This window comes from Bacillus andreraoultii (assembly GCF_001244735.1).
Classification (GTDB): Bacteria; Bacillota; Bacilli; order Bacillales; family Caldibacillaceae; genus Caldifermentibacillus; species Caldifermentibacillus andreraoultii.
In genome coordinates, this window is sequence record NZ_LN868936.1 from 412465 (window position 1) to 424964 (window position 12500).

The following is a 12500-nucleotide window of genomic DNA, read 5'->3' on the forward strand; positions in this document are numbered from 1 at the left end:
TTCGCCTCTTTTTTCGGTTCTGGGTTGTATTGAATATTCAGTAAACATTAAAATGTTTTACCCCCAACAGAGAGAAGAATCAGGAGAAAAGACTGAATAGGCCATGAAAATTTCCCAAAAAAGCATGGAATTATATTGGATGAAAGTTGAGGTTATCTTCAGTGCTTACTCTTTATTCCTCCCTCCTCTTTCCTCCACTATCCTTATTGGACAAGGGATTGAACGGACTTCTTAACTTTTTGGTTAAAAAGAAAAAAGACTGGACCTGTTATTGATCCAGCCTGAATTTATATTGATTTGCGATTGGGAAATAATCCGAAACAACCTTGATACATACTATTCTCCCGCTCCCTTTCCACCCACGTTTCTCCCCCCAGGTTCAAACTTTTTAGCAGGAGGGAAGAACTTTTTAGTTGAGGTTCAAGGATTTTAGTTGGGAGATAAAAAACTTATTTAAAATACTCTCTATTATTCCACCGTCACTGATTTTGCGAGGTTACGTGGTTTGTCAACGTCACATCCACGGTGTAGTGCTGCATAATAGGCGATAAATTGCATTGGTACTACAGAGATAAGAGGTGTTAGTAATTCATGTACTTCCGGTAAGATAAAACGGTCGCCGTCCATTTCTCGTCCTTTCATGGAGAAGATACAAGTATTGGCACCACGTGCAGCAACTTCTTTCACATTACCCCGAATTGGTAAGTTTACATTTTCCTGCGTTGCTAATGCGAATACTGGTGTTCCTTCTTCAATTAAAGCAATTGGTCCGTGTTTTAGTTCTCCACCGGCAAATCCTTCAGCTTGAATATATGAAATTTCTTTTAGTTTTAATGCGCCTTCTAAGCAAACAGCGTAATCAAGGCCACGTCCGATAAAGAAACTGTTTCGTGCAAAGGCTAAATAGTCGCTCGCAATTTGTTCAAATTCATCTCGCGCATCGCAAAGCTCTTCCATGGCACTTGCAACAATTCCAAGTTCATGGGGTAGATCTACATCAAGTGCAAGACCTTTACTTCTCGCAGTCACCTCAGCTAAGATGGACAGTACGGCCACTTGCGCCGTATAAGCCTTTGTTGAGGCAACAGCAATCTCTGGACCAGCATGCAATAATAATGTGTAGTCCGCTTCACGAGAGAGTGTTGAACCCGGAACATTTGTAATCGTTAATGCTTGATGTCCCATTTCTTTCACTTGTACAAGTACGGCACGGCTGTCTGCTGTTTCACCACTTTGCGAAATAAAGATGAATAACGGTTTTTCCGATAATAACGGCATATTATAGCTAAATTCACTTGAAACATGAACTTCAGTTGGAATTTTTGCTAACCGCTCGATTAAATTCTTTCCAATCATTCCGGCGTGATAACTCGTTCCACAAGCAATAATATATAAACGATCCGCTTCATTTAAAGCCTCGACAATCGTTGGATCGATAACAAGTTCACCGTTATCGTTTTGATATTCTTGAACAATTTTACGAATAACAAATGGTTGTTCATCAATTTCTTTTAACATATAGTGAGGATATGTTCCCTTTTCAATATCACTTGCATCAAGTTCTGCGATAAATGGCATTCTTTCAATGAGCTTTCCATCTAAATTAAAAATCTTCACATCATCACGGGTTACAAGTACCATCTCTTGGTCCATAAGTTCAAGAAATTCTTTTGTAACTTGTAACATGGCCATCGCGTCAGATGCAACAACATTGAAGCTGTCACCTAACCCAATGAGTAATGGGCTTTTATTTTTCGCAACATAAATCACATCACTATTTTCTCTATCCAGTAATGCTAATGCATACGATCCTTTTAGCGCTTTTAACGTTTGTTGGAATGCTTCTTGAACACCGTAACCATCATTTACGAACTTCTCAACTAATTGAACAATAATTTCTGTATCTGTATCACTTTTTAATGTAACATGTTCCAGGTATTCCGCTTTTAACTGTTCATAGTTTTCAATCACACCATTATGAACAATCGTGAACCGTTCAGATGCACTTTGATGTGGATGTGCATTTACTTTACTTGGTTTTCCATGAGTTGCCCAGCGCGTATGTCCTATCCCAACAGTTGCAGTCACTTTTTCATCAACAATGGTACGAAGATCAGCAATACGACCTTTTTCTTTAAAAAGATGAACACCCGCTTCGTTTAAAACCGCAATTCCAGCGGAGTCATAACCTCTATATTCAAGTTTTTCTAAACCCTTTAATAAAATTTCCTTTGAATCATTATTTCCAATATAACCGACGATACCACACATAGTTTTTGCCTCCTAAAGTGTTAGGGGCAAGACATCTCTATATATGGAATTCTCCCAGGGACATCTTGCCCCCTTATCTCCATTTTTTACTTTTATTTTTTACGCATTTTTCTCCCCTTTGTGCAAAGAGTCACCCCTTTGTTTTAAGAGAGAAATCTCGACTATGCGTTAAGTCGGAAGGCATCCGCCGAAAACTTCGATAAACCTTCTCCTCGTCAACTAGTCCTATGTTTCTCATTTCGTACACAATTCATGAACAGTTCCTATTTCGAAGTGTTGTCAAAACTGTGCACGCTCAAACGACTTGAGTAAAATGAGAAATATACTAGTTCTGGCGCTTTTTATAAAATCCTTTCAATCGATCCTCCTTCCTTTTACAAAGAACATATCCATCATAAAACAAACTATTTAGAGCCGTCAATAGAAATGTTTCACAAACTATCAAAAGACGGCTATTAAAAAATATGCATAAAGGAATTTTTTTGTTCCTTTATGCATATTTCTCGTTATTCCTCTATACCCATTTCAGCTCGAACGACGCTTGCTATACGGTTAACGTAGGAATCACATTCTTCGATAGTAGCTGCCTCGACCATTACACGTACAAGTGGTTCAGTGCCGGATGGCCGAACTAATACGCGACCATTACCAGCCATTTCCTTTTCAACTTGTTCAATAACTTCCTTCACCTTTTCATTATCTGTTACATGATGTTTATCCATTACTCGAATGTTAACAAGTCTTTGAGGGTATTTTTTCATTTCCTTCGCTAATTCTGACAATGGCTTTTTCGTTTGTTTTATAATATTAATAAGTTGTAAACCTGTTAACATGCCGTCCCCAGTTGTATTGTAATCAAGGAAAATGATATGGCCAGACTGCTCTCCACCAAGATTATACCCATTCTTTTTCATTTCTTCTACAACATAACGGTCACCAACCGCTGTCTGGATGCTCTTAATTTCCTGAACTTCCAATGCTTTATAAAAACCAAGGTTACTCATAACAGTTGATACGACGGTTTGCTGCTTCAATCTTCCTTCTTGTTTCATATATTTTGCACATATGTACATGATTTGATCGCCATCAACAATTTCACCATTTTCATCAATGGCGATTAAACGGTCGCCATCGCCATCAAAGGCAAGTCCAACATCGGCGCCTTTTTCTAACACAAATTTTGCTAAACTTTCTGGATGTGTTGATCCTACTCCATCATTAATATTTAATCCGTCTGGAGAAGCACCCATTGTAGAAAGATCTGCTTCTAAGTCCGCGAATAAGTAATTTGCTAGGGATGAAGTTGCCCCATTTGCACAATCGAGTGCAATATGGATTCCTGAGAAATCATCATCAACCGTTTGTTTCAAGTATTGAATGTATTTTTGACCACCTTCAAAATAGTCATTAACCACTCCTAAGTCTTTACCAACAGGACGTGGTAGCTCGTCTTGTTCCATTTCGAGATACTTTTCAATTTCATCTTCTTGTTCATCCGTTAATTTAAAACCATCTGGACCAAAAAATTTAATTCCATTATCTTCAACAGGATTATGTGATGCAGAAATCATGACTCCTGCTTGAGCGCTCAAAGCTTTTGTTAAATAAGCAACCCCTGGTGTTGAGATTACACCTAAACGCATAACCTCTACACCAATCGAAAGTAATCCGGCTACTAAGGCACCCTCTAACATATGGCCAGAAATCCGTGTATCTCTTCCAATTAATACTTTTGGACGTTCATTATGTTCTTTTGTCAATACATATCCGCCGTAACGGCCTAATTTAAATGCTAATTCCGGTGTTAATTCACTGTTGGCAACACCTCTAACTCCATCAGTACCAAAATACTTACCCATCAAAACTCTCTCCTTTTTTTCCAATCTGGACTGGTCAAAACCTTCTTACGTAAATTTTGATTTATTCATCCGTTGAAACTCTGATTTTCGCCTTTGATTCAGCAAGTTTCCATTCGATATCATTTGGACCATCAGCCTTTATTTGTACCTCATGTTCTCCTTCAGATAAACCTTCTACGTTCACGAAAACATGGAAGTCATCTTCTTTCACACCTTTTAACTGTTCGTCCGTTCCTGTCACTTCAATATCAACCTGTCCATCATCTGGATCTACATATTCAAGTGAATATTCGTCACTTAGTCCGTTATATTGAATTGGAACATGTTTAATTGTCTTTGTATCTTCTTTTTCTACGGTCACTTTTACAGAAATGGAATTTGGTGTAACCGTATGAACACCATCTACTAAAGTAATTGGTATGTTCAGTTCTTTATTATCATCAATATTACTTACATTTACTGGAATCTCAATGTTTGTAATTTTATCTAATACACTTTGTTTTCCATATAAAACAACTTCTCTAACAGCTGGCTCGATATCCTTAATAATTACTCCATCTTTTGGTGTACCTTGCTGTTTAATGACAACTGGTACAGTTTTTTGCGGACTTTTAATCGGAATCGTTACATCTACCTCAGCTGGCTCAACTAATACATTTAATTTATTCAAGTTTTGATCTAGTACCGAAACGGTGGCCTTTTGAGTAAATGTTTGGTTTACCGATTCATTTCTTTCAATAATCGCTTTTACATAGCTAATTTTCTCAATAACATCTTTACCAGCAGTTATTTTTACTGTGTTCGGTTTTATCACCGGTTCTTCCGATAAATAACCCTCTTCTAGTAAGGCTTTGTTAAATTGTACATCAATTGGAAATTCTTTTGTAACTTTTTCTTGTACATTCACATTTACTGCCTCAGGTTTAATCGTTACATTCAGTTTTTCGGAAATATCACGGATTTCAAATTTTACCCGTTGATTTCCAATTTCGGCTTTTGTTAAATCAAGATAAACGGTGAAATCTCTTAAATTTTGGGCCGATTTCACTAAACTTTTATTTCCTTCTACTATAATATCTACTGTCTGCGGGGCACCGGTGACAACAAAATTACCTTCATCATAATATAAAACAACAGGAACGTCCTCTATCGTCTCTGTACGGGTATTATTACTATCCGCACTAGGTATGTTACGATTTTGGTCAATATAAGCTGTTGTATATAATAGTAAAGCTAATATTAAAGCAAGTCCCCGGACAAACCATTTACTTTCCATCAAATTATCTAGGAATTTATCCATCTTTTATCACCTCTTTTTCACCCACTTACTCCAAATACTATTTGGAGCTTGAGGTTCTAAAGGTTTTACTAGTCTATCGGTTAACATGTCCCGGAGCTGATCTAATGAAATTTCACGATGTAATTCACCATTTCTCGTTAACGATATCCCTCCTGTTTCCTCTGATACAACAACAGTCATACTATCAGTTACTTCACTAATTCCGACTGCAGCACGATGTCTTGTCCCTAATTCTTTTGAAATAAATGGACTTTCCGATAATGGAAGATAGCAGGCCGCAGCTTTAATTTCATCATTTTGTATAATAACAGCACCATCATGCAGTGGTGTATTCGGAATAAACGTATTAATTAGCAGTTCAGAAGTTACTTTAGCATTCATTGGAATTCCTGTTTCTATATAATCATTCATGCCTGTTTCTTGAGCAATCGATATTAATGCACCGATCCGCCTTTTTGCCATATAGTCACATGCTTTTACAATTGCATTAACAATTTGTTGTTGTTTTTCTTCCTCTTTTTGCCTTTGCCTTGTAAAAATTCGACCACGCCCAAGTTGTTCTAGAGCTCGACGTAATTCAGGCTGAAAAATAATGATTATAGCTAGAAATCCCCATTCAATCACTTGTTCCATGAGCCATTCCAGTGTTCTAAGACCAAGTATATTGCTCAAGCCTCTTAACACGAGAATGATAAAAATCCCATTAATTAACTGAACAGCTTTTGTTCCTCTAACAATCATAAAGATTTTATAAATAAAGTACCAGACAACTAAAATATCGACGACACTTGCTACATAATCAAGAATCGTATAATCGGCAAAAAAATTAGCAAATGGCATAAACCTTCCTCCAATTATTCGTCCAAAAACAAGATCGGCAAGTAAAAAATTACCATATATGAATGATATTCACTTATAGCTAGTATATGTATACTTTCTATATCATATTTTCCTATTATATCATAACTTGAAAAAACGGAAATTTTTTTGTGTTTACATTGATTATATTTTTTATTAAAAACAACAAAAACAAAGGCGCAGTGTTTACATTTTAGATTAATTCATCCAATAATGAAATAACACTCGCCTTAATATTATTGATTAACTTGATTTTATAATTTTTTTCATTTGATACCATAACCATTCAAACACTTCATTAATTTCTTCTATATCACCTGTCACCTGTCCGACAGAAGCCATATATTTTTCACCATTAACGATTTCCCCGTTAATTACAGTAACATCACCATCAACTTTTCCCTCAATTCGAATATTTCCGTTCTTTACGACAATATCTCCTTCAATCGTTTCACCTTCTGGAACAATAGCGGTATTGTTTTCAATTACTAATTTTGGGTTCTTTGTAACAGAGAAATTATCTTCACCATTCCACATTGAGAAGAAACTCGCCGACATAAAAATAATAAAAACACTGGCCGCTGTTAAGACCGGATGCCTGCTAAACCACCTCCCCATACTCACCTTTTTCTTCTCTCGTGGTAGGTTCATCATTACTTTTTGTGTAAAGTCATCTGGTGCTTGAACATGGGAAATACTTTTTACTAAAGCAATTGATTTTTCTAATTCATGAAAGTGTTTTCGACAGTCATCACATGATTTTAGATGTTCCATTAAAGTAGCCTCTTGTTCCGGTTCAATTTCTTCATCTAAATAATCATGCATATAATCAATAATCTTATCAGCACAACGATTCAAAGGTTCTCACCTCACTTATATATGTCGGAGCTGCTTTCTTAATGCTTCTCGACCACGATGTATCCTAGTTTTTACAGTTCCAATTGGGAGGTCCAAAATTTTACTAATTTCTAGCAATGAAAGCTCCTCAATATATTTTAAAACGATAACAGAACGATATTTTTCAGGAAGATTTAAAATCTCTTTTTGAATAATAGAATGTAATTCAATTTTCGTTACTTCTTCATCCGGTGCTGGATTACCTGATTGGATTTGTGAATATAAGGTAAGTCCATCTGTACCAGCTACCTCTGCATCTAAATAAAAGTCAGGTTTCTTTTTTCGAATTCGGTCGATACATAAATTAGTCGCAATTCGATATAACCATGTAGAAAATTTCCTGTCAATATGATAGCGATCAATATTTGTATATGCACGAATAAAGGCTTCTTGTGCAATATCTTCAGCCTCATGGGAGTTCCCTAACATTCGATAACATAATTGGTATACCTTATCCTTATAAAGTTCGACAATTTCGCCAAACGCATTTTGATCTCCTTTACGGACTTGTTTAATCCGTACTTTAACAAACTCTTCCATAATAACCCTCCGCTCTATGCGGCTATTTATATTACGTAACAGACGAAAAAAGGTTTCACTCTTTTTATCCCTATTATACTATGATTTATTTTTATATTCAGGAAAAACTTGTCTTTTTTATTTTTTCTTTACGTGAGCCTTTGAAAGTAAAAAAATAGGCCCTGCTCGTAAAACAGAAACCCTAGTCTGAATATGATATTTAAATTTTTCCTTTTGTTTTATGTAACGGAAAACTCACGATTAGATATGTGTGAAGTTATATTAAACTTTCCCCAAAGAGTGATGCGATAAGACCTACAGCAAGTAAACCTGTTTTATTCCGTTCATCAAGTATCGGATTCACTTCAACAAATTCCGCGGATGTAATTATTTTAGATTCGGATAACATTTCCATCGCAAAATGACTTTCTCGGTAACTCAATCCTCCTACGACCGGTGTTCCTACTCCTGGCGCATATAGCGGATCTAACCCATCTAAATCTAGAGACAAATGTACGCCATCCGTCCGCTCTTGCAAGTAGTTTATTGTTTCATCCATAACTTTTGACATCCCTAGTCGATCAATCTCATGCATTGTAAAAATTTTTATTCCCTTTTCCTTAATTATTGCCTTCTCACCTTCATCTAAATCTCTCGCTCCAATAATAACTACATTAGAAAAATTCACCTTTGGGCTATATCCACCGATTCCCGTCAACGTTTTCTCACCTAACCCAAGATTAACTGCAAGAGGCATGCCATGGATATTTCCTGAAGGGGATGTCTCAGGTGTATTTATATCTCCATGTGCATCAAACCAAATAAGACCGAGATTTTTATAATATTTCGATACACCTGCCAGTGTTCCAATAGCGATACTATGGTCCCCACCGAATACAAGGGGAAAAGATCCATTTTGCATAATTTCATCCACTTTTTCAGCGAGTTTCATATTAGCTTGCACAACTGCTTCTAAATTTCTTAATCCAGTATTTGGGTCTGTTGTCGTCTGTTCTCTACCAATCTTTATATCTCCTAAATCATCTACTTCATATCCTAGGCCTACTAAACGTTCAATCACATCAGCATATCGAATGGCACTTGGCCCCATATCAACACCTCGGCGTAATTGTCCTAGGTCCATTGGTGCGCCAACAATTTCAATTTTTCTTTTCATGTTTATACCCCCTTTCACTATATTGTAAACGTCATCATTACGTAGCACAACTAGAGGATATGTGCCTTTATCCAAAAAAATAGGCTAAGCAATCATGCATGACTACTTAGCCCATCTGTAACGGTTATGAATCAACAACTCATGACTAGAAGTCACGAGGGTTCTCGACATATTTTTAAACAAAATAATCGATTTTAACCTTTGTAATCGCTGATTTTTTCATTTTTAGATTTTAAATTTCCTAATTCGTTCATTAAGCTCTTCTGCTAATTTCGCTAACTGTGCTGAATTTGCTGCAACTTCCTCCATGGATGTACTCGTTTCTGCACTCGCAGCTGATGTTTGTTCGATGCCAGCGGCCGATTCCTCAGCAATTGCAGCAATCTCCTGAATTGAGCCGTTCATTTGTTGACTATCTTGAGTCATTAAATTTAAGTTTTCCGATACTTTTGTGATGCTATCAACTACACCCATAATCGAATCACTGATATTATTAAAAGTTACACCAGTTGATTCAATTAGTTTTGTACCTTGTTCGACTTCTTGATAACCACCTTGTAGAGAATCCGTTACAGTGTGAAATTCATTTTGAATGTTGATTACGATTTGGGTAATATCTTTGACTGACTCCCTTACTTGTTCTGCTAATCTTCTTACTTCATCTGCAACAACGGCAAATCCTTTTCCTTGTTCACCTGCTCTTGCAGCCTCAATCGCTGCGTTTAAAGCTAGTAAGTTTGTTTGATCTGCAATATCCTTAATAACAACGACTAACTTTGAGATTTGTTGAGATTGAACATTTAAGTTTTTCACCTTTTGTACAGCGTCTTGAACAATAGAATCGACTTTTTCCATTTGTTTCGTGGAAGAATGCATTAATTGATTACCTTTTTCAGTTAGTTGAATAACTTGATTTGTTGATTTTATAATTTGTTCACCACGACTATTTGCTTCTTGAACTCTCGTAGTAAAGGAAGCCATCATTTCCGATAATTCACTGGAGCCATCTGCTTGCTTTTCTGCCCCAACTGCCATTTCCTGCATTGTAATAGCGACCTGTTCTGAACCTAATTTTACTTCATCGGCGGACTGATTTAATTCCTCACTATGACTAGCCATAAGTTCCGATGCATTTTGAATTCGTTCAATTAACTGGTGAATCTCACTTTGCATTGTATTCATTGCACCAGCTAATTTGGCGGTTTCATCTTTTGACTTAATTTGAATTTGTTCGGCTGATAGGTCGCCATTTGCAAGCATATCCATACGGATTGTAACTTGTTGAATGGGACGAGAGATTCTATTGGCAAACAACCAAATTATTATTATCCCCACCATCAAAGCTACTCCTGTTACGATTGAAATCATAATTAAAATTGCCTTTGCTGGTGCATTGAAATCCTGTAAATATGCACCGGCATTAATAACCCAACCCCAATTCGGATCTTTTTCTGAATATGTTACTTTTGGTTCAATCTTATCTTGGTTATCTGGTAAAGGCCATTCAAAATACGTAAATCCACCACCTGCATTAGCCTTTTTTATTAATTCTTGAGTCGACTTAACTCCATTTGGATCTTCACTTTCCCATACATTTTTTCCTTCCATAAACGGATGAGCTAACTGATTGCCTTGTTCATCTAAAATAAATATAAACCCATATTTCCCCAAATCAATTTCTTTATTCACCGGACGAGTCCCATCTTGCTTTCTTTCCCCCAAAATTGCATTTTTCACCTGTTCTTGAGCATCATCTAAGGAAATTTTTCCTGATTCAACTTGTTTATTTAATTGATCAATCATTTCAATTGTCATTTTCACACTGTTTTTTAAATTTTGTTTCCCTAGTTCATCAAGGTTCATAGCACTTTTTTGATAGCTAAAAAACCCTAATGTAATAAGAGGAATTGTTAATAAAAGAATAGAAATAAGAATCAGTTTTGATTTAATTGTACGTAATTGAAAGAATGATTTTAATTTCATTTTGGCACCTCAACGTTTCTTTGATTTGTGTAATCTAAGATGGAATGAATGACCTACCATCTGCTTTACCTATAAACAGTGTGTTTACAGTGATCAGAGCCTTGTTTACTTCTTCACATAAATATTCGTTATGTGAAAACAATTTATGAAAGTTAAAAAGGGAGATCAAATACATCACTATTGATAAGTGGAAATAAATCAATGTTAATTTAGGTCTTATAGGGAAAGGAGCGGGATTATCATTTATCTCCTTGAAAATAACACCTTGAATCATTTTAGCAATAACATTCATGAGGACTAATGTAAAAAAAGAGTTACATGATCATCAGAGTAAATCTTTCATATTATATTTATCGGTCATTGAAAAGTGAACTTCAGGTTTAGGTTTGTTCCAACTTATTCCAGTTATTTCGTATATTCGTTTGACTAAACTTCTATGTACATGGATATGGCCTTCTAGCAAATGGGAGTAAATAATAAATGTTGTTCTAGTCGTAACAATAATATATCAATTCTTGAGTAAGATCCTCAAGTACTTTTATAAACGATTGTTGCAATCAACATGTAAAGACTTGAAAACGTATCTAGATTCTTTATTAATAAAATCAAATAAAAAAACGACTCTTGAGAAATCAAGAATCGCTTATTGAAGCGGAAGACGGGACTCGAACCCGCGACCCTCACCTTGGGAAGGTGATGTTCTACCACTAAACTACTTCCGCAAGAAAGATAAAATGAGTCATTTTCCATATGCGAATGACTCCGTTCGTTAACAGTATGAAAATGGCTGGGCTAGCTGGATTCGAACCAACGCATGACGGAGTCAAAGTCCGTTGCCTTACCGCTTGGCTATAGCCCAGTAATAGTAATAATGGTGGAGGGGGACGGATTCGAACCGCCGAACCCTGAGGGAGCGGATTTACAGTCCGCCGCGTTTAGCCACTTCGCTACCCCTCCAATAATATATTGTTTATGCCGACTGCAGGACTTGAACCCGCAACCTACTGATTACGATTCAGTTGCTCTACCAATTGAGCTAAGTCGGCAAACATTGGTAGGTCCTTTACTACTAATGGTGGAGGTTGACGGGATCGAACCGCCGACCCCTTGCTTGTAAGGCAAGTGCTCTCCCAGCTGAGCTAAACCTCCATGAATGATGACCCCTACGGGATTCGAACCCGTGTTACCGCCGTGAAAGGGCGGTGTCTTAACCGCTTGACCAAGGGGCCATAATTACTCCCATTTGAGCTGACGTTTATTATTATATACCGTTTAAATCCAGTTGTAAAGGACTTATATTTAGTTTTTATTTTCTGAATTTGTCAATCCTATTACCAATAGTAGAAATAAATTGTAGCGTAATTAATAATAGATCCTTCCTAGTTAATTACTTTCTTAAAGTAATCCATACGAAAAAGAACTACAAAATGTTCCTTCTATTTTTATTTTGAGCATATACCAGAACGTTCCTCTTTTTATGCGCTTATCCATTAGGAAAGTTGAAAATAAAAAGTTTATACCTTTCGAATAACCAAAAAAAGCTTCTGGGTATGCCAGAAACCATTATTTATGATAGTATTTTAGGCTTGAAGAAATCATAAAAGCTTCCAATCGGGCTCGAACCGATGACCTCTTC

At 36.4% G+C, this 12500-nt stretch carries 8 protein-coding genes and 7 tRNA genes (1 of these 15 running past the window's edge); all 15 read right to left on the minus strand.

Features of this window, described 5'->3' with window-relative positions:
- Positions 1-468: 468 nt before the first annotated feature.
- Positions 469-2271, minus strand: a complete 1803-nt coding sequence (glmS, locus tag BN2144_RS04965) for a glutamine--fructose-6-phosphate transaminase (isomerizing) (RefSeq protein ID WP_033827217.1) — start codon at positions 2269-2271, stop codon at positions 469-471.
- A gap of 506 nt (positions 2272-2777) precedes the next feature.
- On the minus strand, positions 2778-4130 hold the full coding sequence (glmM, locus tag BN2144_RS04970) for a phosphoglucosamine mutase (protein ID WP_033827218.1): 1353 nt from the start codon (positions 4128-4130) through the stop codon (positions 2778-2780).
- Between the two features lie 61 nt (positions 4131-4191).
- On the minus strand, positions 4192-5430 hold the full coding sequence (locus BN2144_RS04975; RefSeq protein WP_033827219.1) for a CdaR family protein: 1239 nt from the start codon (positions 5428-5430) through the stop codon (positions 4192-4194).
- A 6-nt stretch (positions 5431-5436) separates the two neighbouring features.
- Positions 5437-6270, minus strand: coding sequence for a diadenylate cyclase CdaA (gene cdaA, locus BN2144_RS04980; protein ID WP_033827220.1), 834 nt, complete (start codon positions 6268-6270; stop codon positions 5437-5439).
- A 261-nt stretch (positions 6271-6531) separates the two neighbouring features.
- Positions 6532-7146: an anti-sigma factor family protein gene (locus tag BN2144_RS04985; protein ID WP_075047798.1), complete on the minus strand. Its 615-nt coding sequence runs from the start codon at positions 7144-7146 to the stop codon at positions 6532-6534.
- 15 nt (positions 7147-7161) lie between these two features.
- Entirely contained in the window at positions 7162-7725 is a 564-nt protein-coding gene (gene sigW, locus BN2144_RS04990) for an RNA polymerase sigma factor SigW (protein ID WP_033827221.1), read from the minus strand.
- Positions 7726-7981: 256 nt separating this feature from the next.
- Entirely contained in the window at positions 7982-8881 is a 900-nt protein-coding gene (rocF, locus tag BN2144_RS04995) for an arginase (protein WP_033827222.1), read from the minus strand.
- A 225-nt stretch (positions 8882-9106) separates the two neighbouring features.
- The gene (locus BN2144_RS05000; RefSeq protein WP_033827223.1) at positions 9107-10864 is read right to left on the minus strand and encodes a methyl-accepting chemotaxis protein; all 1758 of its coding nucleotides are present in this window, start codon (positions 10862-10864) and stop codon (positions 9107-9109) included.
- 650 nt (positions 10865-11514) lie between these two features.
- Positions 11515-11586, minus strand: a tRNA-Gly gene (locus tag BN2144_RS05005).
- Between the two features lie 62 nt (positions 11587-11648).
- A tRNA-Gln gene (locus BN2144_RS05010) sits at positions 11649-11723 on the minus strand.
- Positions 11724-11736: 13 nt separating this feature from the next.
- Positions 11737-11821: transfer RNA gene (locus BN2144_RS05015), tRNA-Tyr, on the minus strand.
- A gap of 16 nt (positions 11822-11837) precedes the next feature.
- A tRNA-Thr gene (locus BN2144_RS05020) sits at positions 11838-11910 on the minus strand.
- Between the two features lie 27 nt (positions 11911-11937).
- Positions 11938-12013 (minus strand) — tRNA-Val (locus tag BN2144_RS05025).
- Between the two features lie 8 nt (positions 12014-12021).
- A tRNA-Glu gene (locus tag BN2144_RS05030) sits at positions 12022-12093 on the minus strand.
- Positions 12094-12466: 373 nt separating this feature from the next.
- Positions 12467-12500 (minus strand) — tRNA-Thr (locus BN2144_RS05035); it runs 39 nt beyond the window's last position.